29 protein-coding genes are annotated in these 25,540 nt (G+C 68.6%); 7 read left to right on the top strand and 22 right to left on the bottom strand.

The genetic code is table 11. The features are described from left to right. Positions 1-82: 82 nt before the first annotated feature. Positions 83-736, bottom strand: a complete 654-nt coding sequence (locus DEJ03_RS04775) for a hypothetical protein (protein ID WP_110863697.1) — start codon at positions 734-736, stop codon at positions 83-85. A 172-nt stretch (positions 737-908) separates the two neighbouring features. On the opposite strand from DEJ03_RS04775, the gene DEJ03_RS04770 reads away from it, so the two are divergent. Next, positions 909-1,355, top strand: a complete 447-nt coding sequence (locus DEJ03_RS04770; protein ID WP_309146866.1) for a MarR family winged helix-turn-helix transcriptional regulator — start codon at positions 909-911, stop codon at positions 1,353-1,355. Between the two features lie 10 nt (positions 1,356-1,365). Here DEJ03_RS04770 and DEJ03_RS04765 read toward each other — a convergent pair whose 3' ends face one another. The 5 genes from DEJ03_RS04765 to DEJ03_RS17840 all read right to left on the bottom strand — a co-directional run bounded on the left by DEJ03_RS04765 (position 1,366) and on the right by DEJ03_RS17840 (position 4,109). After that, the gene (locus tag DEJ03_RS04765) at positions 1,366-2,334 is read right to left on the bottom strand and encodes an NAD-dependent epimerase/dehydratase family protein (RefSeq protein WP_110863696.1); all 969 of its coding nucleotides are present in this window, start codon (positions 2,332-2,334) and stop codon (positions 1,366-1,368) included. After that, positions 2,334-2,894 (bottom strand): MOSC domain-containing protein, encoded by a 561-nt coding sequence (locus DEJ03_RS04760; protein WP_258370523.1) that lies wholly within the window; start codon positions 2,892-2,894, stop codon positions 2,334-2,336. The genes DEJ03_RS04765 and DEJ03_RS04760 overlap by 1 nt, the downstream gene beginning before the upstream one ends. A gap of 71 nt (positions 2,895-2,965) precedes the next feature. Next, on the bottom strand, positions 2,966-3,385 hold the full coding sequence (locus DEJ03_RS04755; RefSeq protein WP_071404117.1) for a MauE/DoxX family redox-associated membrane protein: 420 nt from the start codon (positions 3,383-3,385) through the stop codon (positions 2,966-2,968). Positions 3,386-3,439: 54 nt separating this feature from the next. Continuing rightward, the gene (locus DEJ03_RS04750; protein ID WP_146237653.1) at positions 3,440-3,904 is read right to left on the bottom strand and encodes a hypothetical protein; all 465 of its coding nucleotides are present in this window, start codon (positions 3,902-3,904) and stop codon (positions 3,440-3,442) included. Positions 3,905-3,971: 67 nt separating this feature from the next. Next, positions 3,972-4,109: a hypothetical protein gene (locus DEJ03_RS17840; protein ID WP_181422605.1), complete on the bottom strand. Its 138-nt coding sequence runs from the start codon at positions 4,107-4,109 to the stop codon at positions 3,972-3,974. 108 nt (positions 4,110-4,217) lie between these two features. Between DEJ03_RS17840 and DEJ03_RS04745 the strand changes: the two genes are divergently transcribed. After that, complete coding sequence (locus DEJ03_RS04745) at positions 4,218-5,660, top strand: glycosyltransferase family 39 protein (protein ID WP_110863693.1); 1,443 nt, start codon at positions 4,218-4,220, stop codon at positions 5,658-5,660. A 38-nt stretch (positions 5,661-5,698) separates the two neighbouring features. Here the strand turns inward: DEJ03_RS04745 and dnaB are convergent, their stop codons facing one another. The 6 genes from dnaB to DEJ03_RS04715 form a co-directional block, all read right to left on the bottom strand. Continuing rightward, positions 5,699-7,063: a replicative DNA helicase gene (dnaB, locus tag DEJ03_RS04740; RefSeq protein WP_031260130.1), complete on the bottom strand. Its 1,365-nt coding sequence runs from the start codon at positions 7,061-7,063 to the stop codon at positions 5,699-5,701. Between the two features lie 569 nt (positions 7,064-7,632). Beyond that, positions 7,633-8,085 carry a 50S ribosomal protein L9 gene (rplI, locus tag DEJ03_RS04735; RefSeq protein ID WP_027466901.1) on the bottom strand — a complete coding sequence of 151 codons (453 nt, stop codon included), beginning with the start codon at positions 8,083-8,085 and terminating at the stop codon, positions 7,633-7,635. Between the two features lie 14 nt (positions 8,086-8,099). Then, complete coding sequence (gene rpsR / locus DEJ03_RS04730) at positions 8,100-8,357, bottom strand: 30S ribosomal protein S18 (RefSeq protein WP_017887834.1); 258 nt, start codon at positions 8,355-8,357, stop codon at positions 8,100-8,102. A 50-nt stretch (positions 8,358-8,407) separates the two neighbouring features. Then, the gene (locus DEJ03_RS04725) at positions 8,408-8,977 is read right to left on the bottom strand and encodes a single-stranded DNA-binding protein (protein WP_027466902.1); all 570 of its coding nucleotides are present in this window, start codon (positions 8,975-8,977) and stop codon (positions 8,408-8,410) included. A gap of 3 nt (positions 8,978-8,980) precedes the next feature. Then, complete coding sequence (gene rpsF, locus DEJ03_RS04720; protein WP_110863692.1) at positions 8,981-9,370, bottom strand: 30S ribosomal protein S6; 390 nt, start codon at positions 9,368-9,370, stop codon at positions 8,981-8,983. 211 nt (positions 9,371-9,581) lie between these two features. Further along, positions 9,582-11,021 (bottom strand): CCA tRNA nucleotidyltransferase, encoded by a 1,440-nt coding sequence (locus DEJ03_RS04715; protein WP_110863718.1) that lies wholly within the window; start codon positions 11,019-11,021, stop codon positions 9,582-9,584. A 127-nt stretch (positions 11,022-11,148) separates the two neighbouring features. On the opposite strand from DEJ03_RS04715, the gene DEJ03_RS18115 reads away from it, so the two are divergent. From DEJ03_RS18115 to DEJ03_RS04690, 5 genes are all read left to right on the top strand, one after another. Beyond that, on the top strand, positions 11,149-15,321 hold the full coding sequence (locus tag DEJ03_RS18115; protein ID WP_220034110.1) for a DUF6049 family protein: 4,173 nt from the start codon (positions 11,149-11,151) through the stop codon (positions 15,319-15,321). A 94-nt stretch (positions 15,322-15,415) separates the two neighbouring features. Then, positions 15,416-16,414, top strand: a complete 999-nt coding sequence (gene trxB / locus DEJ03_RS04705; protein WP_110863691.1) for a thioredoxin-disulfide reductase — start codon at positions 15,416-15,418, stop codon at positions 16,412-16,414. A 66-nt stretch (positions 16,415-16,480) separates the two neighbouring features. Next, the gene (gene trxA / locus DEJ03_RS04700) at positions 16,481-16,807 is read left to right on the top strand and encodes a thioredoxin (protein WP_017887828.1); all 327 of its coding nucleotides are present in this window, start codon (positions 16,481-16,483) and stop codon (positions 16,805-16,807) included. Positions 16,808-16,957: 150 nt separating this feature from the next. Further along, positions 16,958-18,262 carry a PLP-dependent aminotransferase family protein gene (locus DEJ03_RS04695; protein WP_071404124.1) on the top strand — a complete coding sequence of 435 codons (1,305 nt, stop codon included), beginning with the start codon at positions 16,958-16,960 and terminating at the stop codon, positions 18,260-18,262. 60 nt (positions 18,263-18,322) lie between these two features. Further along, positions 18,323-19,285: a D-alanine--D-alanine ligase gene (locus tag DEJ03_RS04690; protein ID WP_110863690.1), complete on the top strand. Its 963-nt coding sequence runs from the start codon at positions 18,323-18,325 to the stop codon at positions 19,283-19,285. Positions 19,286-19,350: 65 nt separating this feature from the next. On the opposite strand, the gene DEJ03_RS18110 is transcribed toward DEJ03_RS04690, so the two are convergent. From DEJ03_RS18110 to rpmH, 10 genes are all read right to left on the bottom strand, one after another. Continuing rightward, positions 19,351-19,524: a hypothetical protein gene (locus DEJ03_RS18110; RefSeq protein WP_220034109.1), complete on the bottom strand. Its 174-nt coding sequence runs from the start codon at positions 19,522-19,524 to the stop codon at positions 19,351-19,353. Beyond that, complete coding sequence (locus tag DEJ03_RS18105; protein WP_220034108.1) at positions 19,517-19,879, bottom strand: hypothetical protein; 363 nt, start codon at positions 19,877-19,879, stop codon at positions 19,517-19,519. Before DEJ03_RS18105 ends, DEJ03_RS18110 begins: the two co-directional genes overlap by 8 nt. A gap of 171 nt (positions 19,880-20,050) precedes the next feature. Next, entirely contained in the window at positions 20,051-21,019 is a 969-nt protein-coding gene (locus DEJ03_RS04680; RefSeq protein ID WP_110863689.1) for a ParB/RepB/Spo0J family partition protein, read from the bottom strand. After that, positions 21,019-21,912 (bottom strand): ParA family protein, encoded by an 894-nt coding sequence (locus DEJ03_RS04675; RefSeq protein WP_269149421.1) that lies wholly within the window; start codon positions 21,910-21,912, stop codon positions 21,019-21,021. The genes DEJ03_RS04680 and DEJ03_RS04675 overlap by 1 nt, the downstream gene beginning before the upstream one ends. An 81-nt stretch (positions 21,913-21,993) precedes the next feature. After that, the gene (rsmG, locus tag DEJ03_RS04670) at positions 21,994-22,653 is read right to left on the bottom strand and encodes a 16S rRNA (guanine(527)-N(7))-methyltransferase RsmG (RefSeq protein ID WP_110863688.1); all 660 of its coding nucleotides are present in this window, start codon (positions 22,651-22,653) and stop codon (positions 21,994-21,996) included. After that, positions 22,650-23,150 carry a R3H domain-containing nucleic acid-binding protein gene (locus DEJ03_RS04665; RefSeq protein WP_110863687.1) on the bottom strand — a complete coding sequence of 167 codons (501 nt, stop codon included), beginning with the start codon at positions 23,148-23,150 and terminating at the stop codon, positions 22,650-22,652. The genes rsmG and DEJ03_RS04665 overlap by 4 nt, the downstream gene beginning before the upstream one ends. Then, positions 23,151-24,119, bottom strand: coding sequence for a membrane protein insertase YidC (gene yidC / locus DEJ03_RS04660; protein ID WP_110863686.1), 969 nt, complete (start codon positions 24,117-24,119; stop codon positions 23,151-23,153). Positions 24,120-24,127: 8 nt separating this feature from the next. Continuing rightward, positions 24,128-24,508 (bottom strand): membrane protein insertion efficiency factor YidD, encoded by a 381-nt coding sequence (yidD, locus tag DEJ03_RS04655; RefSeq protein WP_071248636.1) that lies wholly within the window; start codon positions 24,506-24,508, stop codon positions 24,128-24,130. After that, the gene (gene rnpA / locus DEJ03_RS04650) at positions 24,505-24,855 is read right to left on the bottom strand and encodes a ribonuclease P protein component (protein ID WP_110863685.1); all 351 of its coding nucleotides are present in this window, start codon (positions 24,853-24,855) and stop codon (positions 24,505-24,507) included. Before rnpA ends, yidD begins: the two co-directional genes overlap by 4 nt. A gap of 47 nt (positions 24,856-24,902) precedes the next feature. Next, entirely contained in the window at positions 24,903-25,040 is a 138-nt protein-coding gene (gene rpmH / locus DEJ03_RS04645; protein WP_022889115.1) for a 50S ribosomal protein L34, read from the bottom strand. Between the last annotated feature and the right edge of the window lie 500 nt (positions 25,041-25,540).

Below are 25,540 nucleotides of genomic sequence, written 5' to 3'. Positions count from 1 at the left end.
GGGGTCGGCCGAGCGTCGCCGGTCTGGGGGAGGGGTGATGGGGGCGGGCGGATCAGGCCGGATCAGGCCGGATCAGGCCGGATCAGGCCGTGAAGGTCCAGGTCATCGGGACCGAGGCGGCGAGGCCCTGGTAGGTGTTGCCGGCCGAGGAGTCGAGGGTCACGGCGAAGTTGAAGGGGACGCTCGCGCCGGCGGCCGGAGCCTGCGGCATGGTGATGGCCGAGGCGGCCGCACCCTTGAAGCTGGCGAGGGTGCCGCTGAACACGGTGGTCGAGCCGGAGGTGACGACGAGGTTCATCTTGGCGCACAGGTCGGTCGCGGTGCCGTTGGCCGAACCGTTCGCCGACTGGGTGCAGGTGGCGCCCGGGTTCAGCGTGAAGGTGCTGGCGTTCGCGGTACCGGTGTTCTTGATCGAGATCGCGGTGTTGACCGTGTTGCCCGGGGTCATCGTCGTGCTGCCGCCGAACTTGTTGATCGTCGAGCAGGTCGCCGAGTTCGTCGAGACGGAGCCGCCGTCGGTGCTGAGGCAGGTGACGGTCGCGCCGGCGTTCTGCTCCTGCATGATCAGCGTTCCGCTGGCGGCGGTGTTGCTGCTGTTGGTGATGCTCGCAGCGAACCCGGAGAGGGTGCCGGTGAGCGAGAGGGAGAGCAGGACGGCGGCGAAGATACCCGCGAGGAGCGCCACGGGGGCGAAGCGGACCCGCTTCAGTGCGGAGGTGCGGAGCTTGGTGGACACGGGATACCTCTTCGTTCGGTGGTGCTCAGTGGTTGGGGGATGCAAGACCTTCGGGCTGTTTTGCTTCAATGGTTAAGATAGTCACTGGTTCACCAAGTTGACCACTCGTATACTTACCCCAGTGCGGGGGACGCACCTTGTCCCCCGGTCCCCGACACGGAAGAAGGCCCTCGTGGCAGCAGCACCGAACGACGACGACGCGGCCGATCTCATGGCCGCGTTCACCGCCGTCGTGCGTGCGAACGCGAGCCTGGTGAGTCAGCTCAGCGCGCGTGCAGGCGTGCACGAGAACGCCCTCCGCGCCCTGGTGCTCATCAGTGACACCGGGTACTCCACGCCGACCGAGGTCGCCGGGTACCTCGGACTGACCTCGGGCGCGGTGACGAACATGATCGACCGGATGAGCGCCGCCGGCCTGCTCGAGCGCGCACCGAACCCCGCCGATCGCCGGGGCTCACTGCTGCGGCTGCTACCCCCGGGCGATGTCGTCGTGTCGGACTACCAGGAGCGGTACGCCGCGATGCTCCGAGCAGTCGACGGGGCACACAGCGGGGAGCTGCACGAGGTGCTCAACGACCTGGCGACGAGCCTGTACGAGCAGGCTGCCGCCGCGTCCTGATCTCGCGCGTCTACCTCGTGTGGATCGCCCGCTCCTCTGTCGAGGTGAGGCCGGCACGGCGTTCCCGATCCGTCCCGCGGGCACGCTCGTCCTCGAGCACCCGCACGACGGTGTCTCGGAGGGGTCGGGTCACCCCGCCGGCGTCCCTGAACGCCCCCGCGGAGCGCTGCGAGAACCCGCCCTCCGACACCGGGATCCACAGGGGGAGCGATCGGGGGCCGGCCCAGTAGGCCACGTCGTGCGCGAGCAGGACGTCGTCGTCGACCGCGACCAGCTCGTCGTCGAACCCGGTGACCTCCGCCACACACCGGAAGAAGTCCTGCATCGGCACCGGAGCGCCCACCGCGTTGACCGTGCCGACCAACCCGTCGCGCCCGGCCCGGACGAGCCAGGCAGCGAGGTCCGCGACGTCGATCACCTGGACGAACCGCTCCGCCGGCGTCGGCACCAGCACCGGCCCACCGCGGTCGAAGCGTGCGGGCCAGTACCCGAACCGGTCACTCGGGTCGCCGGGGCCGACGATCAACCCCGGGCGTGCGATGAGCAGCCGTGACCCGAGCCGGAGCCGCGTCATGCGCTCGGCGAGGACCTTCGCGTCGGCGTACTCGGACGGGTCCTTCGGCTCCACCAGCCGGGCGGACTCGTCGGCGCCCGGTTCGTCGTTGTCTGCGTACACCGAGACCGTCGACACCAGGGTCCAGTGCGCGGCCCGATCGGCGAGGGCGTCGAGCGCCGGGGCGACGAGTTCGGGGGCGCTGGCGAGCTCGATGACCTCGTCCCAGTTCCCGGTGACCTGTTCGTACGCACCGGCCAGGGCTCGATCCGCCTGGACGAAGCGCGCTCCCTCCGGAACGTTGCCGGTCGTGCCCCGGGCGAGGCAGGTGACGTCGGCGCCCTCGGCCAACAGCTCGTCGACGATCGTCCGTCCGAGCCAACCGGTGCCGCCGAGCACCAGGACGCGTCGCACGCGCTGCGTCATCAGACTGGCTGGAGGGGTCGTCGTTCGCCGTCGGGGAGCTCGACCCGGATGCGATCGCCCGGCCGGACCATGCCACCGGTGAGCACGACGCTCATCACCCCGCCCTTGCGCTCGACCGTGCCGTCCTCGGCGCGCCCCAACACAGCACGGAGGAGCCCCGGCTCGAAGCCGTTGATCTGCTGGCACGGGTTCCGCAGGCCCGTGACCTGCACGGAGGCATCGTCGCCGAGGTGCAGCACTGCTCCCTCGGGCAGCCCGAGCAGGTCGATGCCACTGGTCGTGACGTTCTCGCCCATCTGTCCCGGTTCGACGCTGAACCCGGACTCCGCGACCTCGTCGAACAGCTCGGCGTGCAGCAGGTGGACCTGGCGCAGGTTCGGCTGCGACGGGTCACGCGCGACCCGGGAACGGTGCTGCACGGTCGTGCCGGCGTGGGCATCACCCTCGATGCCCCACCCAGCAACGAGCGTCACCGCGTCGACCAACGGCTTGCTGAACCGGTGCTCGCCGTCCTTGCTCACCGCGACCACGCGCGGCTGGTCCATGTCGTCCCCGCTCATGGGGCCGATTCTGCCCCATGGTCACGGTCGCGCGAGTGCAGCGTCGGTCAGTGGCGCTCGCGCAGACCGGTTCAGCGGCGCTTGCGCAGCGCGTTCGTCGCCCACAGCGAGACAGCGATGAGCACGGGCTGGAACAGCAGGCGGACGAAGCGCTTGGTGTCGGTGTCCAGGCCGAACCCGTCGCGGTGGTGCATCCACTGCGCGATGTTGCCGGGGAAGACCGCCAGGAAGAACACCGCGACGACCCACCCGACGGTCACCTGGCGCCGAGCCAGGAGCATCAGCGCAGCCCCGAGCGAGATCTCCACCACACCGGATGCGATCACCGTGACGTCGGTCGGCAGCGGCACGAACTTCGGCACCTGCGCCTGGAACTCCTCGCGGGCCACGGTCAGGTGGCTGATGCCGGCCCAGGTGAGCAGCGCGCCGAACAGGATGCGGACGATGGTCCGAGGGCGGGTGGAGCGGACTGCGGGGGTGCGGGTTGCCATCGGGGTGGTGCCTTTCACGGTCGTGGTGGGGTTCGGTGGAGTGGGGGGCCGAGGTCAGCGGCTGCTGAGGACGCGGCGTCGGCGTCCGGCCTCGAATGTGATCGCGGCAGCGGCGGAACCGAGCGTGAGGGCCCGGGCGACCGGACGGCCGCGGGTCGAGGTGAGCAGCCGCAGCACGCCGGCGAGTGTGAGTGCGGCAGCACCGCCGGTCGTGCTCGCCACCGAGCCGTCTTCACGGTCGATCACGAGCCGGGTCCCACCGAGGGCTGTCGCCGCGACGGCGGAGCCGGTGCCGACCAGGTCGCTCCCCGGGGCACGGCGGACCGCTGCGGTGGCGAGTCCGAGCCCGGACAGGACTTCCAGGGCTGGGATGCCGAGTGCGTGTGGGACGCCCGGCTCGAATCCACGTCGCTGCATCTGCTGGGCTCGAGCGCGCAGCGGGGTGCGGCGAACCGTGGCGATGCCGTGCCCGGCGAGCAGGCCGCCGGTGACGAGGCCGATCCAGCTGGCGAGTTTCACGTTGCGCTCCATTAGGTTGTGCACAACCTAACACGCCGGGGTATCCGCCGGTCAAGATCCAGGGCTCCTACTGGCGCCGCCGCCCGCGGAGGACGATCACGACGAAGACCACGAGCACCGTGACGACCACGGCCGCTGCGATCACTACGGCAGGCAGCACGTCGACGGACGCGGCCATCGTGTCGTCGCAGTCCGGCGCGGACACTGCACAGGATGCTGACGCTGCTGCTTGGACGAGACCCATGAGCGCAGTGAACCCGAGAAGCCGGACGAGGACAAGCGAAGACGCTCGAAGGGCCAGTAGGTTCGTCTGGTGCCATCACGAGTGTCCGGGTTCGCCGGCGTCCTCCGCCTCCGCCTGACGATCGCCTCCCTCGTCGTGATCGCCGCGCTCTACCAGTGCTTCTGGAACCTGGCCGGCTCGAACATCACCGGCGACGAGAACATCTACCTGCAGAGCGGGTGGCAGTACGTCCACGGTGACTTCACCGCGAACCGCGAACACCCGCCGACGGCCAAGTACCTGTTCGGGCTCGTGCAGCTCCTCACCGGGCAGGGTCCGATCGGCCCGCGGGTCCTCGTCGGCGTGCTCACCTTCGCGGTCGGCGTGGTCCTGTACCTGTGGCTGCGTCGCGAGATCGGGTACTGGGGTGCCCTGTTGGCGGCATCGCTGTGGTGGCTGACCCCGCGTGGTGGGGCGGGTGCCCGGGTCGACCGGCTCGCCCTGCTCGACCCGCTGATGACGGCCTTCGCCGTGTTCGCGATCGTCGCCGCGTGGTGGTGGATCCGCAGCGAGCGGGCCTGGTGGCTCGCTCCCGTGTCCGGCGTGCTCATGGCTGCCTCGGTCACGTCCAAGCTGTCGACCATCGTGCTGCTCCCGGCGTTCCTGCTGCTCCCGGTCCTGTTCAAGGTCTGGCGGAAGGGCCTCGTCGGCGGCGTGCTGTGGGTCGCCGCCTTCACGGTCACGTTCGTCGCCCTGTACGTCCCGATGGGCATCCGTTCGGCGATCCAGTACATGGTCGCGTTCCAGGAGGGGCAGAACACCAACGGGCACCCGATCACGATCGACGGGCAGATCTACACGTTCGCACCGTGGTGGGCGAGCTTCCGGTTCTTGCTCGACGGCACCGGCAAGGGGATGCTCGTCGTCCTCGCGATCGGGGTGCTCGCTGCCCTGGTCATGCGGGCGGACCGCCTGGTCGCGTACGTCGGCGCATCCCTGGTGCTGCTCGTCGGGTTCTACGTCGTCGTCGCCAAGATCGCGCTGCCGACCTACTACACCGCGTGGATGCCGTTCCTGCTGGTCCTTGCCGCCATCGGCTTCGCTCGACTCGCCACCGTCCCCCCGAGGGCCCTGACCGTCCCGATCGTGCTGGTCCTCGTCGCGACGCTCGTCGTCCCCTCGTTCCGGGTGAGCCAGGCCGTCGCGCGGGCGCACCCGACCGGGATCGCGCTGTTGCCCGGGTACCTCGAGGAACACGATGTGCCCGACGGTCGGATCCTGTTCGTGTCGGCGACTCCCACGCTCTTCCAGCCGTACGTCGGCGACCACGGCACCAACCGACTCGACCGTGGCCCCTACGTCGCCATCGTCGTCGGACGCGATCAGCGGCTCCCCGCACCGGAGGCCGTGACCAACCTGCTGCTGGACGACGCCTCGTCCTTCACCACGGGCAGACTCGACGGCCTGCGCGTGTGGGTCCCGAAGGACGGCCGCATCCGCGAGGACAACGGGGCCCTCACGATCGCCCGCTAGTCGAGGCGACGTTGGCGAGGCCTCGCGCACCCATGCGCCTACTGCGGCATGTCGACGAACCGCGAGAACATCCCGTGGAACGCCACGGTGATGGTGTCCGTCGGTCCGTTACGGTGCTTCGCCACGATCAGGTCCGCCTCACCCTGACGCGGGTTGTCCTTCTCGTACGCCGACTCACGGTGCAGCAGGATGACCATGTCAGCGTCCTGCTCGATGGAGCCAGACTCACGGAGGTCGGAGATCGCCGGCTTCTTGTCGGCACGCTGCTCCGGACCACGGTTCAGCTGCGACAGGGCGATGACCGGAACCTGGAGCTCCTTGGCCATCAGCTTCAGGGCACGCGAGAACTCGGAGACCTCTTGCTGGCGGCTCTCGACCTTCTTGCCCGAGGTCATCAGCTGCAGGTAGTCGATGACCACGAGCTTCAGGTTGTGCTGCTGCTTGAGTCGACGGCACTTGGCGCGGATCTCGACGAGCGTCATGTTGGGGGAGTCATCGATGAAGAACGGGGCGTCGTTGATGCGACCGCGGGTCTGCGCGATGGTGGTCCAGTCGCGGGAGTCCACGGTGCCCTTGCGCATGTTCTGCAGCGGCACGCTGGTCTCGGCGGAGAGCAGACGCATGGCGATCTCGGCGCGACCCATCTCGAGCGAGAAGAAGGCGGCGGTCTGGTCGTGCTTGATCGCGGCGGCGCGGCACAGGTCGAGCGCCAGCGTCGACTTACCGAGGGCCGGTCGGGCAGCGACGATGATGAGCTGTCCGGGGTGGAAGCCGTTCGTCAGGCCGTCGAGCTGCGCGAACCCGGTCGGCACGCCGGTCATCTGGCCGTCGCGGCCCTTGGCGGCCTCGATCTCGTCGAGCGCGGCCGAGATGGCGTCGGTCAGCGGGACGTAGTCCTCGGTCTGCACACCACCGGCGACGTTGTAGACCTCGGCCTGCGCACTGTTGACGAGGTCGGTGACCTCACCCTCGGACGCATAGCCCATCTGGACGATGCGGGTGCCGGCGTCCACCAGGCGGCGGAGCACCGCCTTCTCGGCGACGATGCCGGCGTAGTAGCCGGCGTTCGCGGCGGTCGGCACCATGCTCGTGACGCTGTGCAGGTACTCGGCGCCGCCGGCGCGGGACAGCAGCCCGGTCTTGGTCAACTCGTCGGTGACGGCGATGACGTCGGTGGGCTCACCGTGCGAGTAGAGCGACAGGATGGCGTCGAAGATGACCTCGTGCTTGGGGACGTAGAAGTCCACGCCTCGGGCGGTCTCGATGACGTCGGCGACGGCGTCCTTCGACAGGAGCATGCCACCGATGGTCGACTGCTCCGCGAGCATGTCGTGCGGCGGGGTGCGTTCCATGCCGCGCTCCGCGTAGTCCTGCGGTGCGGGCTCAAGATGTGCGATCGACACACGCTCTCCTCTGTTGACGACACGGACCTGAACCGGCGGGACAGCACCCACCGGCCGGAACCCGCACCCCTGTTTCTACCCCCGGCAACCGACATCCCCGAGTCGCTGGGCCAACGTACGGCCCCAGAGTTATCCCCAACAAATGGCCCTGTGGATAACTCTGTGGAGAGCCTGCGGAACACGCCGGAGCGCTGTGTGGAGAACTGTGGAGGGGCCTGTGGAAAAAGACCCGTACGAACACACTTTCGACCATTTGACCTGGGGTTTTCTGTTGCACACGGTGTGTGGAAAAGTGGGGTTCAAGTACCCCTTGAAGGTTCCGATTTGACACGTCTCCACTGTGTAAAACGACTTGACAAGCACCCCTCCTGTGGGGAGAGTTCTCGGCCCGTTCCCAGCAAGCGTGACCCCGTCTGAACCGTAACCAGCCAGCCCGAGTCGAGCCGCGCCTCCAGGCCCGTGACCATGTCGGCGACAGTCGTGGGACAAGCCGCGCGACCGCCCCCGGAACGCAACGACGGGCGGGCCTCCCGGAGGAGACCCGCCCGTCGTGGAGCGGAACGTCAGTGCTACTTGGCAGCGACGACCTTGAGCGAGATCACGGCAGTGATGTCCTCGCGCAGGCGCACGGTGGCCTCGTGGTCACCGACGGTCTTGATGGTCGCGGGGACCTCGACCTTGCGCTTGTCGAGCGAGCCGACGCCCTGCGCCTGGACGGCGTCAGCGACGTCGCCCGGACGGACGGAGCCGAACAGACGACCGTCCTTGCCGGCCTTGACCGACAGGGTGATGGTCGCGTTCTCGAGCTTCATCTTGAGGTCCTGTGCCTCTTCGATGGTGGCGAGCTCGCGCGCGGTACGCGCGGCACGGATCGACTCGACCTGCTTCTCGCCGCCCTTGGACCACGCGACAGCGAAGCCCTGGGGGATGAGGTAGTTGCGGGCGTAGCCGTTCTTGACGTCGACGACGTCACCAGCGGAACCGAGGCCGGAGACCTCGTGGGTGAGGATGAGCTTCGACATGTGTCGACCTCCGATCAGCGGCCGGAGCCGGCGTAGGGGAGGAGCGCCATCTCACGGGCGTTCTTCACGGCACGGGCGATGAGGCGCTGCTCCTGGACGGAGACGCCGGTGATGCGACGGGCGCGGATCTTTCCACGCTCCGAGATGAACTTGCGAAGGGTCGCAACGTCCTTGTAGTCGATGACGCCGACCTTGATCGACTTCGCGGGAGCAGCGTTCTTGCCGCCCTTGCCGCGAGGCTTCCGGCGGTCGCCGGTGCTCTTTCCAGCCATAGTGATTTGTCCTTAGAAGAAAAGTTGTGTGTCCGTCGGAACGCTGAGGATCAGAACGGGGTCTCGTCGTCGAAGTTGCCGCCGGGGGTGCTCCACACGTCGTTCGACTGTGCGTTGCCGCCACCCTGCTGGCCGCCCTGGGGAGACCAGGGCGCGTCCGACTGACCGCCACCGTTGTTGTTCCAGTTGCCGCCGCCGTTGCCTGCGGGGGCGCTGGCGCCGCCGCCGACCTGGCCACGACCGCCGCCACTGCCACCCGCTGCGCGGGTGATCTGTGCGGTCGCGTAGCGGAGCGACGGGCCGATCTCGTCGACCTCGAGCTCGATGCTCGTGCGCTGCTGGCCCTCACGGTCCTGGTAGGAACGCTGACGCAGACGACCCTGCGCGATGACGCGCGAGCCCTTCGTCAGCGACCCCGCCACGTGCTCGGCGAACTCGCGCCACACACTCGCACGGAGGAACAGCGCGTCGCCGTCCTTCCACTCGTTCGCCTGACGGTCGAACGTGCGAGGGGTCGACGCGATGGTGAAGTTCGCCACGGCGAGCCCGTTCTGCGTGTAGCGCAGCTCGGGGTCCGCGGTGAGGTTGCCCACCACCGTGATGACGGTTTCGCCGGCCACGGGTTACTCGGCGCTCGCGGTCGCGGTTGCGGTTGCGGAGGCGTTGGCGGCCTTGCGGGCCGCGCGAGCCTCGTCACGCTGCTTCTGGGCGGCGACCTGCGCGATGCCCTCTTCAGCGCGGAGGACCTTCGTGCGGAGCACGGCCTCGGAGAGACCGAGCTGACGGTCGAGCTCCTTGGCTGCCTCGGGCGACGACGTGAAGTCGACGACGGCGTAGATGCCCTCGGACTTCTTCGCGATCTCGTAAGCGAGCCGGCGACGGCCCCAGACGTCCACGTTGTCGACGGTGCCACCCGCGTTGCGGATCACGGCCAGGAACTTGTCCAGGCTGGGAGCGACGGTGCGCTCATCGATCTCGGGGTCGAGGATCGCCATCAGTTCGTACTGGTGCATGCGGAACCCACCTCCTCTGGTCTCAGCGGCCCCGGGCGGTTCCCGGGGCAGGAGGGTTGATGCATGTGCCCCAGACCACGCAGGTGCGCGAGGGGCAACCTGGGTAGCCTACCGGACTGCCTGGAGGCGCGCCACCGGCCTGTGGAGAGCGGTCCCGCCCGTCATGCGGTCGCGTCTCAGGCGCCGCGTCGCCTCAGGTGCTTGTGTCGCCTCAGGCGCCGGTGTCGCCTCGGGTGCTCCACCACTCGCGCAGGCGCTCCTCGGCCGTCTCCGGCCCGAGGGGCCCTTCGTCCATCCGGGCCTCGAGCAGGAACCGGTAGGCCTCGCCCACGGCACGCCCCGGCGGGATGTCGAGGATCCGCATGATGTCGTCGCCGGTCAGGTCCGGACGGATCGACTCCAGCTCCTCCTGCTCGGAGAGGGTCTTGATCCGGTCCTCGAGGTCGTCGTAGGCGAACGACAGCCGATCGGCCTTGCGGCGGTTGCGGGTGGTGACGTCCGAACGGGTGAGCTCGTGCAGCCGTTCGAGCTGGGGTCCGGCGTCACGGACGTAGCGGCGGACGGCGGAGTCGGTCCAGGCGCCCTCGGTGTACCCGAAGAAGCGCAGGTGCAGCTCGATCAGGCGGGACACCGCGGCGATGGTGTCGTTGTCGAAGCGGAGCGCGCGGAGTCGCTTCTTCGCCATCTTCGAACCGACCAGGTCGTGGTGGTGGAAGCTCACGGCGCCGCCGGGCTCGAGCTTGCGCGTCGCGGGCTTGCCGATGTCGTGCAGCAGCGCCGCGAGCCGGAGCACGGTGTCCGGGGGATCGCCGGCGTGCCGCTCGGCCTCGTACCCGATGGCCTGCTCGAGCACGGTGAGCGAGTGCTCGTAGACGTCCTTGTGGTGGTGGTGCTCGTCGACCTCGAGCCGCATCTCGGGCAGCTCGGGCAGGAACCGCTCGGCGAGGCCGGTCTCGACGAGCAGCCGGAGGCCGGGGACCGGGTCGTCCGTGTTGAGCAGCTTGACGAGCTCGTCGCGGACCCGCTCGGCGGACACGATGTCGATCGATGCGACGAGTTCCTGCATCGCGGCCCGCACGTCGTCGTCGACGGTGAAGCCCAGTTGGGAGGTGAACCGTGCGGCGCGCATCATCCGCAGGGGGTCGTCGCGGAACGAGACGACCGCGGTCTGGGGCGTCCGGAGCCGTGCGGCGAGCAGGTCCTCGACGCCGCCGTGCACGTCGACGAGCTCGCGGTCCGGCAGCCGCAGGGCCATCGCGTTGACGGTGAAGTCGCGACGGAGCAGGTCGTCCTCGATGGTGTCGCCGAACGCGACCTCGGGCTTGCGGGTCTCGCCGTCGTAGACGTCGCTGCGGTACGTGGTGATCTCGACCTGCTCGCCGGCGACCCGTGCGGCGATGGTGCCGAACTGGCGACCGACGTCCCAGGTGGCACTCGCGATGGGTTCGACGATCCGCAGGATCTCGTCCGGCCGGGCGTCGGTGGTGAAGTCCAGATCGGTCACCGGACGGCCGAGGAACGCGTCACGGACGGGGCCGCCGACGAGGGCGAGTTCGTGCCCGGCGTCGGCGAAGGCCCGAGCGAGGAGGTCGACGGGCTCGGTGGTGGCGAGTGCGTCGAGTCGTTCGACGGCCTGGGCAACGGACTGCATGACGGTGCTCATCCTCCCAGATCGAGGCCCCGAGTTCTCCACAAGCCGCGCGCGCACGGGACCTGTTCATGGTCACGCCTCATACACTCGTGCTCGGCCCGAACCGACCCCGTGGCCCGCTCCCCGTATGCAGATGCTCCGCACCACGCTCGCCGCAGCCGCGTCGACCCTCGTCGCGCTCGGCCTGGTCGTCGCGCCCGTCGCCACCGATCACGCCTCGGCCGCCACGGTGTCCGCAGCCAAGAGCCACGTCGCCGATCCGGCCGCCGCAGACGCGGGCAAGGCGACCATCTCGATCGCCCCCGCGAACCGTGGCGTCGTCCAGCGCGACCAGGACCTCACCCTGTCGGTCACCGTCACGAACGACACCGACGCGGCGCTGCCGGCCGGCACCGCGGAGTTCGACATCTTCCGCTCGGTGAGCACGCGCGACGTCCTGGCGAGCTGGCTCAGCGACACCACCACAACCGGTTACCTCGGTGCCCCGATGGACTCCGTGGACATCCCGGCGATCCCGGCGCACCGTTCGATCACCATCGACTCGGTCGAGATCGTCTCCGGCAACGTGGCGCTCGGCGGGTACTCCTCGTTCGGCGCCCGCCGCATCGCGGCCGAGTACACGGCGGGCGACGCATTCGCCGTCGACCGCTCCGCCATCACCTGGTACCCGGACTTCGAACAGGCCCCGGTCAGCGTCTCGGTCGCGATGCCGATCACCGTGCCGAAGTCGACCGACGGCATCCTCACCGCCCCCGTGCTCGCTGCCGCGACCTCGGTCGACGGCACGCTCACGCAGCAGCTCGACGCCGCCGAGGACCACAACGTCGCCGTGGCCGTCGACCCGCGGATCATCGCCTCGATCCGGATCCTCGGCGACAACGCCCCGTCGAGTGCGATCACCTGGCTGCAGCGTCTCGAAGCACTGCGCAACGAGACCTTCGCGCTGCCCTACGCCGACGCCGACGTCACCGGCCTGCGCCAGGCCGGGTCCGACGGCATCCTGTCGCCGATCTCCCTCGACCAGTCCGTCAAGTCCGAGAACTTCCCCGGCGCGGAGACCCCGGCACCGACTCCGACGGCAACACCGGGGCAGACCTCGTCGCCGGCCCCCACCGAGGCCTCGAGCGGCACCACGACCGACGACGGTGCCGACCAGGCGCAGGAGACGCTGCCGACCACGGAGTCCCTGCTCGACTTCCCGTACTCGATGGACTCGATCGCCTGGCCGACCGAGGGCACGGTGTCCTCCGCCGACCTGCCCGCCCTCGAGCGTGCCGGCACGAAGACCACCATCGTCTCGAGCGGCAACACCTCGGCCGGTGCGGACACCACCATCACCGCGTCCGAGAAGATCGGCGACGACCACGTGCTCGTCTCCGACCAGTCGATGTCGTCGATGCTCCGCCGAGCCGCCGCCGCCACCGACCGGCAGACCTGGTCGTCGACGATGTCCGAGCTCACCGCGACGCTGGCCACCTCGGCCCGTGCCGCCACCGCCACGGGGCCGATCCTGCTGACCCTCGGGCGCGAGTGGCCGTCCGACTCCACCCGGCTCAGCCAGGCGCTGGACGCCCTCGAGAGCACCGCCTGGGTCGCCCCGGCCGACCTCTCCACCGCCTCGAAGGCCGTCGCCGGGTCGCTCACGCTCGCCAGCGCGTCCACCGGCGAGGCCCGCATCGACCAGCTGCAGCGACTCGTGCGGGGGGAACAGGGGCTCTCCGCGTTCGCGACGATCCTCGGCGACCCGAACCAGCTGACCGCCCCGGCCCGGCTCCGTCTGCTCGCGCTCGCCTCGAACGCGTGGCGTGACGACGACCAGGGGCTCGCCGCCGCGGTCGAGGCCCGCACGGCCGCCTGGGCGAAGAGCACCACCGAGGTCGGCATCGTCGACTCGAGCAGCCTCACCCTGCTCGGCGACCGGTCGTCCCTGCCGGTGTCCATCCGCAACAGCTCCGCCTACCCGGTCACGGTGCACCTGTCCGTGCAACCGTCCAACTCGGCGCTGCGGGTGGTCCGCAACGACATCGTCGTCGAGATCCAGCCCGACTCCTCCACCCGTGCCACCGTCCCCGTGCAGTCGGTCGCGAACGGCAAGGTCGAACTGACGATGTCGCTCTCGAGCCCGACCGGCGTCGCCGTGGCCCAGCCCGCGACCGTCGAGCTGAACGTGCAGGCGCAGTGGGAGACGGTCATCACCGCGGCCGCCGCGATCGCCCTGATCGGCATCTTCGGCTTCGGCATCTTCCGCAGCATCCGCAAGCGCATCCGCCGCCGCAACGGCGAACTCGACGACGAGGACGACGACGACCCGAACCGCCCCCTGGCGGTCCAGCCGACGGTCGGGGGCGCGCAGGCCTCCACCACCCGGTCTGGAGGCACGGATCACCGCTCCGGAGCGGCCCCCGCACCCAGCGTGGCCGCGTCCACGGCCGGCACGGCCACCGGAGCGGCGGCCGCAGCCCCGGCTGCAGCGCCGGCTGCAGCGGCGGCTGCAGAGACGACCGCGGCGGTGGACCAGGGCCCCCTGCAGGACGCCATCGCGCGCGCCGGAGCCGAGCCGGGCCTCCCGTCCGACGCCGCACGCAACACCGTCGCGGACGACCGCGACCCCGAGGAGCCGACCATCAGCACCAGCCAGCCCCAGCCCGACGTCGACGCCGAGCCGGTCGCCGAGCGCAGCCTCGGCCGGGCGAGCGCGATGCTGGCCGCCGGCACGATGCTGTCGCGCATCCTCGGCTTCGCGAAGACCTTCGTGCTGGCGTACGCGATCGGGCAGACGCAGTCACCGGCGGCGGACGCGTTCGCGGTGTCCAACCAGCTCCCGAACAACATCTACGCGCTGATCGCGGGTGGCCTGTTGTCCGCCGTGCTCATCCCGCAGATCGTGCGTGCGATGAAGCAGCACACCGACGGTGGCACGGCCTACGTCAACAAGATCGTGACGCTCGGCGGATCCCTGTTCATCGTCATCGCCGTCGTCGCGACCCTCATCGCCCCACTGCTCGTGCAGGTGTACGCGCAGACGGCGTCAGGCGAGGGCAAGGGGTTCACGCCCGGTCAGATCGACCTCGCAGTGGCGTTCGCGTTCTGGTGCCTGCCGCAGATCCTCTTCTACGCGATGTACTCCCTGCTCGGCGAGGTCCTCAACGCGAAGCAGGTGTTCGGCCCGTTCACGTGGGCGCCGCTCATCAACAACGTCATCTCGATCGCCGGGCTCGTCGTCTTCATCGCCATGTTCGGTGGCAGGGCCGCGAACTCCGGCGTCGACGACTGGACTCCGCTCAAGATCGCCGTCCTCGCCGGCAGTGCGACCCTGGGCGTGCTCGCTCAGGCCGCCTTCCTGCCGTTCTTCTGGCGCCGGGCGGGCCTGAGCTTCCGACCTGACTTCCGCTGGCGTGGCGTCGGCCTGAAGTCGACGGGCACGGCGGCCGGGTGGCTCTTCGCGATGATCCTCGTCACCCAGCTGGCCGGCATCGTGCAGTCGCGCGTCGCATCGCTGGGTTCCGGTGCCGCGGGCAACGCGGTGCTGCAGAACGCCTGGCTGCTCTTCATGCTGCCGCACTCGATCATCACGGTCTCCATCGCGACGGCGTACTTCACACGGATGAGCCACGACGCGGAACGCGGCGACCTCGACGCCGTGCGGAAGAACCTTTCGCTCTCGCTGCGGATCGTCGGACTGTTCACCGTCTTCGCCTCGATCGCGCTGATGGTCGTCGCCGTGCCGTTCGGACGCATGTTCTCCAACACCTTCGACGGGGCGCTGTCGATCGGCGCGGTCCTGCTGGCCTACATGCCGGGGCTCGTGCTCTTCAGCATGCTGTTCATCATCCAGCGTGTCTTCTGGGCGATGCACGACCACCGGACGCCGTTCCTCATGCAGTGCGTCCAGTCGGTGCTGTTCGTGATCGGTGCTCTCGCGGTCAGCACGCTCCCGAACGAGACGATCGGCGTCGCGATCGCAGCGTGCACCACCCTCGCGGGCACCGCGCAGACGATCGTCGCCCTGGTGCTCGTCCGCAAGCGGCTCGGTGGCATCGAAGGACCCGTGGTCACCCGTTCGCACGTGCAGTTCGTCATCGCCGCGCTCATCGCGGGCGTCGTGGGACTCCTCGTCGTGAACTTCTTCGGGTCGTTCTCGGCGAGCGGCTTCGCGATGGCCGACTTCACCGGAGCGGCCATCACCCTCGTCCTCGCCGGCGCGGTGATGGCGGCCGTGTACTTCGGAGCCCTCGTCGTCGCGAAGAACGGCGAGATCGGCAACGCCGTCCGGATGCTCCGCAGCAAGCTCGGCCGCTGATCCCTGCCGGGCACCGCACGCTCACGGGGCGTGTGGAATGCCTCGCCGGTACGATGGGTTGACCCGGTCAGACGCAACGGAAGGGCAATCAGGCATGCGCCAGCTCATCATCATCGGTTCCGGCCCGGCCGGGTTCACCGCCGGCATCTACGCAGCGCGCGCAGAGCTCAAGCCGCTCATCGTCGCCTCCAGTGTCGAGACGGGCGGTGAACTCACCAAGACGACCGAGGTCGAGAACTTCCCGGGCTTCCCCGAAGGGATCCAGGGCCCCGACCTCATGATCAAGATGCAGGAACAGGCCGAGAAGTTCGGTGCCGAGGTCCTGTACGACGACGCCGTCTCCGTCGACCTCACCGGCAAGGTCAAGAAGGTCACCGTCGGCTCCGGCGAGACGTACGAGGCCCTCGCGGTCATCTACGCCACCGGCTCGGCCTACCGTCACCTCGGGCTCCCCGACGAAGAGCGCCTGTCCGGCCACGGTGTCTCGTGGTGCGCGACCTGCGACGGCTTCTTCTTCCGACAGAAGAACATCGCCGTCGTCGGTGGTGGCGACTCCGCGATGGAAGAGGCGACGTTCCTCACCCGCTTCGCCGACAAGGTGACGGTCATCCACCGCAAGGACTCCCTGCGTGCGTCGAAGATCATGCAGGACCGTGCGATGAACGACCCGAAGATCGAGTTCGCCTGGAACAAGGAGGTCACCGGCATCACGGGTGACACCGCGGTCGAGGGCGTCACGCTCAAGGACACCGTGACGGGCGAGGAGTCCGAGCTCGCGCTGGACGGCCTGTTCATCGCGATCGGCAACGACCCGCGAACGCACCTGATCCACGGCCAGATCGACATCGCGCCCGAGGGCACGATCGCCGTCCAGGGCCGTTCGTCGAAGACCAACCTGCCGGGTGTCTTCGCCGCCGGTGACGTCATCGACCCGTCCTACCGTCAGGCCATCACGGCTGCTGGTTCGGGCACGGTCGCCGCGCTCGACGCCGAGAAGTACCTCGCCGAGCTCGACGACGCACTGACGGACGAGGCCGAGGGCGTTGCCCCGACCGAGCCCGCCATGGTCGACGTCATCGCCGCCCGGGCCTGACCCGCCTCGGAATACCACGACGGCATCGCCGTTGTACCCCCTGAACGACTTCTCGAAGGAGCACACATGTCCAACGCCAAGGCTGTCACCGACGCCACCTTCTCGGACGAGGTCCTCAAGTCCGACAAGACGATCCTGGTCGACTTCTGGGCCGAGTGGTGTGGCCCGTGTCGCGCGGTCTCGCCGATCCTCGACCAGATCGCCGAAGAGCACGCCGGCAAGATCGAGATCGTGAAGCTCAACGTGGACGACAACCCCCAGTCGGCCATGAACTACCAGATCACGTCGATCCCGGCGATGAAGGTCTTCAAGGGCGGCGAGGTCGTCAAGACCGTCATCGGCGCCAAGCCGAAGCCCGCGCTCGAGGCCGACCTCGCCGAGTTCCTCGCGTAGGTCGCCCCACCCGAACGGCCCCGCTCTCCCCGGAGAGCGGGGCCGTTCTCGTCCGGAGCCACCGGATGACGATCGGCCCCGTCGCGGAACCCTGGTTCCCCGGGCCGATGTCGTAGTGTGGCGGGAATGTCCCACTGAACGGAGCACTCGATGACGAACGGCAACAGCCTCGACCCCTGGTACGACTCCTACGCCCAGCGCACCGCCGGGCTGAGCGCCTCCGAGGTCCGAGCCCTGTTCGCCGTCGCCTCGCGCCCCGAAGTGGTCTCGTTGGCCGGCGGCATGCCGTTCGTCTCCGCGCTCCCCAGAGAGCTCGTCACGGGCTCCCTGGACCGTGTCATGAACGAGCACTCCGCCATGGCGCTCCAGTACGGCGGCGGACAGGGGCTGCGGTCCCTCCGTGAGCACATCGTGGACGTCATGAGCCTCGAGGGCATCCGTGCCAGCGCCGAGGACGTCGTGGTCACCACGGGCTCGCAGCACGCCCTCGACCTCGTCACACGACTGTTCATCGACCCGGGTGACGTCGTGCTCGCCGAGTCACCGTCGTACGTCGGCGCGATCGGGGTCTTCCGGTCGTACCAGGCCGAGACGGTGCACGTCACGACCGACGAACTCGGTCTCGTCCCCGAGGCGCTGCGCGAGGCGATCGCGAACCTCCGCACCCAGGGCAAGCGGATCAAGTTCCTCTACACGATCCCGAACTTCCACAACCCCGCCGGCGTCACCATGAGCCGCGAGCGCCGCATCGAGGTGCTCGACATCTGCCGGTCGAACAACATCCTCGTGCTCGAGGACAACCCGTACGGGCTCCTCTGGTTCGACGAGCCCGCGCCGCAGGCGATCCGATCGATCGACGAAGAGGGCGTGGTGTACCTCGGCTCCTTCTCGAAGACCCTCGCACCGGGCTTCCGCGTCGGCTGGGCACTCGCACCGCACGCCATCCGCGAGAAGCTCGTGCTCGCCAACGAATCAGCTGTCCTCGCGCCGAACTCCTTCGGCCAGTACGTCGTGAACGCGTACCTCGACGCCGCGGACTGGAAGGGTCAGGTCGACACCTTCCGGGGCATCTACGCCGAGCGTCGTGACGCCATGCTGTCCGCACTGGGGGAGTTCCTGCCCGACCTGTCCTGGACGAAGCCGAACGGCGGCTTCTTCGTGTGGCTGACCCTGCCCGAGTCACTCGACTCCAAGGGCATGCTGCCGCGCGCGGTCAAGGAGCTCGTGGCCTACACGCCCGGCACGGCCTTCTACGCCGACGGACGCGGAGGCGGACACATCCGTTTGTCGTTCTGCTACCCGACCCCGGAGCAGATCCGGGTGGGCGTCAAGCGTCTGGCCAACGTCGTCAACGACGAGCTCGAACTGATCGAGACGTTCGGCCCGACCACCCGCCCGAACACGGTGGTCCGCGAGACGTCGTCCGTCAGTGCACCGCCCCCGAACATCTCCTGATCAGCGCTTTTCCTCGGTACTGATCGCACAGCACCGCAGTTCCACACCGGAGGACCCCGCATGGCCGAGCTCACCCGTCGTCACGTCGTCGTCGTCGCCGGAGGCATCTCGCACGAACGCGATGTCTCCCTCCGCTCCGGTCGTCGGGTCGCCGACTCACTGACCGGCTACGGCTGGCAGGTGGACCTGCGCGACGCCGACGCGATGCTCCTGCCGGCTCTCACCGAATCACGCCCGGACGTCGTGTGGCCGGCGCTGCACGGCGCCTCCGGAGAGGACGGGGCCCTGCGGGGCATCCTGGAGGCTGTGGACATCCCGTTCGTCGGCTCACGTTCGACGTCGGCTCGGTTGGCATGGGACAAGCCCACGGCGTCAGCGCTGGTCGCCCGCGCCGGCGTCCGTACCCCTCGTTCGGTGACGCTGTCCCACGACGCCTTCCGTGAGCTCGGTGCCGTCGGTGTCCTCGAGGCCATCGCAACCGAGCACCCGGTGCCGCTCGCGGTGAAGCCGGCGCGCGGCGGGAGTGCGCAGGGCGTGACCCTCGTCGACGACGTCAAGGACCTGCCCCGGGCCATGGTGACGGCGTACACGTACTGCGACGACGTCGTGGTCGAGCAGCTCATCCGGGGGACCGAGGTCGCCGTAGGGATCATCGACACCGGCGACGGCCCCGTGGCGCTCTCCGCCGTGGAGATCGTGCCGCGCAACGGTATCTACGGCTTCGAGGCGCGCTACAACGCGGGGGAGACGACCTTCTACACCCCCGCACGACTGTCCGACGAGTTCGCCGGAGCAGCCTCGGAGGCTGCGGTGGCCGCGCACGTAGCTCTGGGACTCCGGCATCTGTCCCGCGTCGACCTGATCATCGACGGGGCCGGGACGCCCTGGTTCCTCGAGGCGAACGTGCTCCCCGGGCTCACCGAGACGTCACTGCTGCCGCAGGCGCTGTCCGCGTCCGGGTTCGACCTCGGCTGGACCTACGCCGAGCTCGCCGAGCAGGCCATCCGGGACCACCGCGCCTGACCCTGCAGCCGATGTTCCACGTGGAACACCGGCACATCGTGTCCCGCCTGCTGTGCGGCCGCGCCTCAATGTTCCACGTGGAACGTCGCCTCACTCGCAGAAGCGGTGTGTATCGAGCAGACGGACGCCGGGGCGTCCGCCACGCTCCACCGGAACAACACCAGGTGCCAGAGGCCCGGGCTCTTCCGCGACGGGTCGATCAAACCGTTCGCACCGATGTCGATGAGGCGGTCACGCACCGTCCACGACCGCGGCGGCCCCCGGCCTCGGCGATGGCCTGACGGCGATGCCGGACGCCTCGACGTCGATACCGACTGCCTCCAAGGCCCTCACATCGAGCAGGTCGACGATGCCGGACGCCTCGACGTCGATCGCGACGATGTCCAGCGAAGCAGGCCGGGCGTCATTGTGGGCGATCATCGCGGCACGCACCCCGTCAACTGAAGAACTGAGGTACAGCGTTGTCTCGGCCGCTCTGGAGTAGCGGCCGGCGGAACGCGATCCCGCGAGAGCGAACTCCCGAACCCTCGGGTCGACCGCGCGGAGGAGTCTCCCTCGAACCGCCGGCATGAAGGGCGAGCCGATGGTGGTCACGTCACCACCATCTCACCTGAGGCCAGCCACCCTCACTGCTGGAGCAGCCGCTGGGCACGCTGCGTTGCCACCGGAGCTGCCGGAATGAGTCGCAGGTGCTCTGACCGCAGCCCGGGCGTCCTAGGGCGTCACAGCGCCGCACAGAGCCGCACAGAGCCGCACGAACCTGGTTCAGCCCTCGAGGTCCTCTACCCCGAGCTCACCGAGGATCCGGTTCAGGTCGTCGCCGTTCGCGAAGTCGATCGTGACGGAACTCTTGCGAGTACCGACTGCGATCTTCACCCGCGTGTTCAGGCGGTCGCCGAGCCGCTCAGCCAGATCGTTGAAGTGCGCCTGACGCTTCGACGGTTCGGTCTTCGGCTTCGCCGGCGGCGTCTTCGTGGAGAGTTGCTGCGCGATCGCCTCAGCAGCACGGACGGACAGGTCCTCGTTGACGATCTTCTCGGCCAGGTACTCCATCGCCTCGGCGTCCGGAGCGGCGAGGATGGCACGAGCGTGTCCGGCAGAGAGCACGCCTGCGGCCACTCGCCGCTGCACGGGGGAGGGGAGCCGCAGGAGTCGGATCGTGTTCGTGATCTGCGGGCGCGATCGACCGATGCGCTGTCCGAGCTGTTCCTGGGTGATCCCGAAGTCCGCGAGGAGCTGCTGGTACGCCGACGCCTCTTCCAAGGGGTTGAGCTGTGCCCGGTGGAGGTTCTCCAGCAGCGCGTCGCGCAGCATCGCGTCGTCGGGGGTGTCCTTGACGATCGCCGGGATCGTGCTCAGGCCGAGTTCCTTCGTGGCCCGTAGACGGCGCTCACCCATGATGAGCTCGTACTGGGGCTCGGTGCCCGTCGCGCCGGGGATCGGCCGGACGACGATGGGCTGCAGGACACCGATCTCGCGGATCGAGTGCACGAGCTCCTGGAGCTCCTCCTCGCGGAACTCCATCCGCGGCTGTTGCGCGTTCGGGATCACGTCCAGCGGATTGAGGTTTGCGAGTCGGGCTCCCGGCACGGCCACCAGTTCGTCGGCCGTCGGAGCGGATGCCGGTGATCCACCGGTCGGGAAGAACACGTCGACGGGACGGTCCTGCTGATCGGTCGCCGTCGGGATCAGGGCGCCGATGCCTCGGCCGAGTCCGGTTCGCTTCGGTGCCATCAGTGCTTCGCTCCTCGTGCTGCGATCTCGGCGGCCGCTTCCAGGTAGGACAGCGACCCAGTGGAGTTCACGTCGTACGCGACGACACTCTGGCCGTAGCTCGGTGCTTCGCTCACGCGGACGGAGCGGGGGATCATCGCCTTGAGGACCTGGTCACCGAAGTGCTCCCGGACGTCGTTCGCCACCTGGTTCGCCAGGTTCGTGCGGCCGTCGTACATGGTCAACAGGATCGTCGAGACTCGGAGGTTCGGGTTGAGGTGTCTCTCGATCAGCTCGATGTTTCGCAGCAGCTGGCTCAGTCCTTCGAGCGCGTAGTACTCGCACTGGATCGGGATCAGTACCTCTTGCGCGGCAACGAAGGCGTTGATCGTCAACAGGCCCAGTGACGGCGGGCAGTCGATGAAGACGTAGTGGTACGGCTCGTCCAGCGACTGCAGGTACATGTCGAGCGCGGTCCGGAGACGCTGCTCACGTGCCACCAGTGACACGAGCTCGATCTCGGCGCCGGCGAGGTGAATGGTGGCCGGCACACACCAGAGGGTGTCCGACTCGGGGGAGGCCTGCACGGTGTCGGCCATCGGTGCCTCATCGACGATCACGTCGTAGATGCTCGCGACCTCGGCCTGGTGATCGACACCAAGCGCGGTCGAGGCATTGCCCTGCGGGTCCAGGTCGATGACGAGCACACGAGCGCCGCCATGGGCGAGACCCGCTGCCAGGTTGACCGTCGTCGTCGTCTTGCCGACGCCACCCTTCTGGTTCGAGACGGTGATGATCCGCGTCTCAGAAGGGAGTGGAAACTGCTGCGTGGCGATCGCGCGCCGGCGACGGTTCAGGTCGGCGATCTCGCGAGCGAGCGGTGTCGACGCGTCGTAGTCGGTCGATGAACTCAACGAGTGCCTCTTCCCCGGTTCGATGTTTCACGTGGAACGCGGAGCCACTGGCGGCCGGATGACCCGGCCCGAGCCGCAGCGTCAGTCAACTGTAGCCCGGAAGACGCGGGTGGTCTCGTCGACCACGCCTTCTCCGAGCTCGAGCACCTCGACATCAGAGAGGCGCTTCCGAAGGATGACCTTCCGGGCCTTCTCGATCTCTTCGTCGACCCGCGCACCCTTCATCAGGATGAGCTGGCCGCCGGAGCGGACCAGCGGCACGGTGAGGGGGATGAGCTTCGACAGGGCACTGACGGCGCGTGCGGTGACCTGGTCGACCACGACGTCGTCCGCTACATCCTCAGCACGGCCGCGGAGCACCGTGACGTTCTGCAAGCCGAGCCGGTCAGACTCAGCGCGAAGCCAATCCGTCCGGCGCTCCATCGGCTCGATGAGGACGAACTCGACGTCCGGACGGGCGATCGCGAGCACGAGACCCGGCAATCCTGCTCCTGAACCGACGTCGGCAACGCGACCCCGGGCCTCCAGGAGGGGTGCGAGCAACGCGGAATTGAGGATGTGTCGCGTCCAGAGGCGGGGCAATTCGAGCGGGCCGATCAGGCCCAGCTCCTCACCCCGCCGCGCGAGCTCGTTGGTGAACGAGCGCGCAACCTCGATCTGGTCACCGAAGAGTGCTGCAGCCGCCGCGGGCTCAGCCTCGAGCACCGGGGCTGCATCGGTCGGGACGGGTGCGTCCGTCATCGGGTGACGACCGTGTGGCGGTCCCGACCCTCACCCTCGGACTCCGAGTGGAAGCCCTTCTCAGCGACCAGATCGTGCACGAGCTTGCGTTCGTACGACGACATCGGGGGGAGCGCAGCCGACGACGAACCGGCTTCGATGCGCTCGACAGCGGTGTCCACGAGCCGCTGGAGCTCGTCAGCACGGGCGTCCCGCGAGCCACCAACGTCGAGGATGAGCCGGCTGAACTCGCCGGTCTCGGCCTGCACGGCGATCCGGGTGAGCTCCTGCAGCGCCGTCACGGTGTCGGGCTTCGACAGCACGCGGAGTGCCTCGCCGTCATCGGTGACGGACAGGTACACCCGACCGGCGCGTTCCTCGATCTCGATGTCGCCGTCGAGGTCGCAGATGTCGAGGAGTTCCTCGATGTAGTCCGCTGCGATGTCCGCCTCGTCGCGGGCGTCCTCGGTCTCGGTCTCCGTCGTCTCGACGGCGCCTGCGGTGTCCTGCTCGGTCACTTACTTCTTCCCGTTCTTCTTCTGGCGCTGCTTGCCGACCGGCTGCTGACGCTGGGTGGTGACGCGCACGGGCTCGATCTCCGTCGCACCGGCGCCGGCACCGGCCTCGGCCAGGACCGGGGTGGCGGTCCCGCGACGCTGTGCCTTCTTGGCCAGGCGGGCTTCACGAGCCAGTGCGGCTTCGGAGCCGGGGGTCGGCATGCTGCGGATGACGAAGTACTGCTGCGCCATCGTCCAGAGGTTCGAGGCCAGCCAGTAGAACATGACACCGAGGGGGAAGCTCAGACCCGAGATCACGAAGACCAGCGGGAGGATGTACAGCATCATCTTCTGCTGGCGGTACATCGGAGACTCCTTGGTCTCCGGCGACATGTTCTTGGCGACGAGCTGCAGCTGCGTGATGAACTGCGACGCCGTCATCACGACGATCATGAAGCCCGCGATCGCACGGACCTCCCACCCGGAGGCGTTCGTGAACGTCTCGTGCAGGGGAGCACCGAACAGGGCCGCGTTGCCGAACGACGCCGCGAGGTCGTTCGTCAGCAGGCCGATGCCCGTCCTGTTGATCTGGGCCTCGTGCAGCACCGAGTACAGCGAGAAGAAGATCGGCATCTGCAGCAGCAGCGGCAGGCAGGAGCTGAGCGGGTTGGTCCCGGTCTCCTTGTAGAGCGCCATCGTCTCGCGGCTCATGGCCTCACGCGAGAACTGGTCCTTCTTTCCCTTGTACTTGTCCTGGATCTTCTTCAGCTGCGGCGCGACCTCGAGCATGCGGCGCTGCGACTTGATCTGCCGGACGAAGATCGGGATCAACGCTGCGCGGACGACGAACGTCAGGAAGATGATCGAGAGCACCCACGTGATGCCCTCGTTCGGGTCCATGCCGATGTTCTCGAAGATCCAGTGGAAGCCGACGAGGATGGCCGAGACCACCCATTTGAGCGGCCAGAGGATCGTTCCGATGATGTCCATGGGGACGGCTACGCCTTTCGAGTGCGCTGGGGGAGCAGGACCGGCCGAACCGTTCCGACCGCGGGGTGCGGCTGCTGCGGGATCGGCGCGAGGACGAACCCGAACCGGTTGACGACGAACGGGTGACGGCGTTCCTTGACGTCGTCGATGCCACCAGCAGCCCAGGGGTTGCAACGGGCGATGCGCCAGGCGCCCATGGCGGATCCGCGCACGACGCCGTACTGCTGGATCGCCTCGAGGGCGTACCGGGAGCACGACGGGTGGTAGCGGCAGACGTTGCCGTAGAGCGGGGAGATCACCGCACGGTAGGCCCGGAGCACGACGACGCACGCGTTGCGTGGGAGCAACGCGATGACCCAGGCAAGCCGGGTCCACAGAGTGCGGTTCATGCTGCCTTCTCCACCCCGCGCGCGAAGGAGCGCGTGACGTCTTCGAGCAGGGTAGGCCATCCGGCCTGCGATGCGGCTGGCAGTACACGGACCACCACGTCGAACCCCTGTGGGGTCTCGTCGAGCAGGTCGTGCGCGATCGCCTTGAGCCGCCGCCTGATCAGGTTCCGTGTCACCGCGTTCCCCACCGTCTTCGCGACGATGAAGCCGAACCGCGTCGGTCCGTTGCGGTCGACCGGCTGACGGACCACGGACACGACGACGTGCGCCGTGGCGCTCTTGCGACCACGACGCACGACGTTCCGGTAGTCATCCCCGCGCACGATGCGGTTGGCGCTGGCCAACACTGCGACGCCGGGGTCAGACCGAGGACCGGATCAGGCGATGAGCCTGATCAGGCCGAGAGCTCGGTACGGCCCTTGGCGCGGCGCGCCGACAGGATGGCACGGCCGGCACGCGTCCGCATGCGGAGGCGGAAGCCGTGCTTCTTGGCGCGGCGGCGGTTGTTCGGCTGGAAGGTGCGCTTGCTCATGATGTTCTCCACACGGCTGCTCGCGGCGAGCCGTCACGTATGTGTAGCCGTCCGGGTGTCGAACGACGCAGATGGGCGCGACCAAAGGGCCGCAGTCAACTGGTTAACGGTACGTGACAGCGGCGAGCAGGTCAAACCCCGCCCGGACCGGTTGCGTCGGCGCCGTCGGGTCTGCCGCTGCTCGAGCCCATTCTCCACATTGGGGACAACTTCCGTTCGGTGGGACTCGGTCCGGTCCTTTACAGTGGTGTGATCGATCGCCCCGATGGCCGGTACGACAGGGAAGTACTCCTGTCGGACGACTCGAGGTGGTCGTGGACAACACTGTGGACAACCCTGTGGGAACCTCCGCGGCAACGAGGCGTCGACGAAGCCCCCGGAGCCACCGACGATCCGCCGGCGACGACCTGGTCCCGAGTGCGGTCGCCGAGGACGCCACGGCATGTCCGACCCCGCAGGACGCACTCTCGTCCGACAGCGAACGCACGACACGACCCCTG

This window comes from Curtobacterium sp. MCLR17_043 (assembly GCF_003224215.1).
In the GTDB taxonomy this organism is placed as follows: domain Bacteria; phylum Actinomycetota; class Actinomycetes; order Actinomycetales; family Microbacteriaceae; genus Curtobacterium; species Curtobacterium flaccumfaciens.
The sequence above is the reverse complement of the archived record's forward strand: the minus strand, read 5'-3'. Positions and strand labels throughout refer to the sequence as shown.

Coding starts and splice junctions, on each gene's coding strand:
- trxA (WP_017887828.1), top strand. CDS start 16,481: ATGTCCAACGCCAAGGCTGTCACCGACGCCACCTTCTCGGACGAGGTC.
- DEJ03_RS04690 (WP_110863690.1), top strand. CDS start 18,323: ATGGCCGAGCTCACCCGTCGTCACGTCGTCGTCGTCGCCGGAGGCATC.
- rsmG (WP_110863688.1), bottom strand. CDS start 22,653: ATGACGGACGCACCCGTCCCGACCGATGCAGCCCCGGTGCTCGAGGCT.
- rpsF (WP_110863692.1), bottom strand. CDS start 9,370: ATGCACCAGTACGAACTGATGGCGATCCTCGACCCCGAGATCGATGAG.
- DEJ03_RS04695 (WP_071404124.1), top strand. CDS start 16,958: ATGACGAACGGCAACAGCCTCGACCCCTGGTACGACTCCTACGCCCAG.
- yidC (WP_110863686.1), bottom strand. CDS start 24,119: ATGGACATCATCGGAACGATCCTCTGGCCGCTCAAATGGGTGGTCTCG.
- rpmH (WP_022889115.1), bottom strand. CDS start 25,040: ATGAGCAAGCGCACCTTCCAGCCGAACAACCGCCGCCGCGCCAAGAAG.
- DEJ03_RS18115 (WP_220034110.1), top strand. CDS start 11,149: ATGCAGATGCTCCGCACCACGCTCGCCGCAGCCGCGTCGACCCTCGTC.
- DEJ03_RS04765 (WP_110863696.1), bottom strand. CDS start 2,334: ATGACGCAGCGCGTGCGACGCGTCCTGGTGCTCGGCGGCACCGGTTGG.
- DEJ03_RS04760 (WP_258370523.1), bottom strand. CDS start 2,894: ATGAGCGGGGACGACATGGACCAGCCGCGCGTGGTCGCGGTGAGCAAG.
- yidD (WP_071248636.1), bottom strand. CDS start 24,508: ATGAACCGCACTCTGTGGACCCGGCTTGCCTGGGTCATCGCGTTGCTC.
- rplI (WP_027466901.1), bottom strand. CDS start 8,085: ATGTCGAAGCTCATCCTCACCCACGAGGTCTCCGGCCTCGGTTCCGCT.
- trxB (WP_110863691.1), top strand. CDS start 15,416: ATGCGCCAGCTCATCATCATCGGTTCCGGCCCGGCCGGGTTCACCGCC.
- rpsR (WP_017887834.1), bottom strand. CDS start 8,357: ATGGCTGGAAAGAGCACCGGCGACCGCCGGAAGCCTCGCGGCAAGGGC.
- DEJ03_RS04715 (WP_110863718.1), bottom strand. CDS start 11,021: ATGCAGTCCGTTGCCCAGGCCGTCGAACGACTCGACGCACTCGCCACC.
- DEJ03_RS04755 (WP_071404117.1), bottom strand. CDS start 3,385: ATGGCAACCCGCACCCCCGCAGTCCGCTCCACCCGCCCTCGGACCATC.
- DEJ03_RS04680 (WP_110863689.1), bottom strand. CDS start 21,019: ATGGCACCGAAGCGAACCGGACTCGGCCGAGGCATCGGCGCCCTGATC.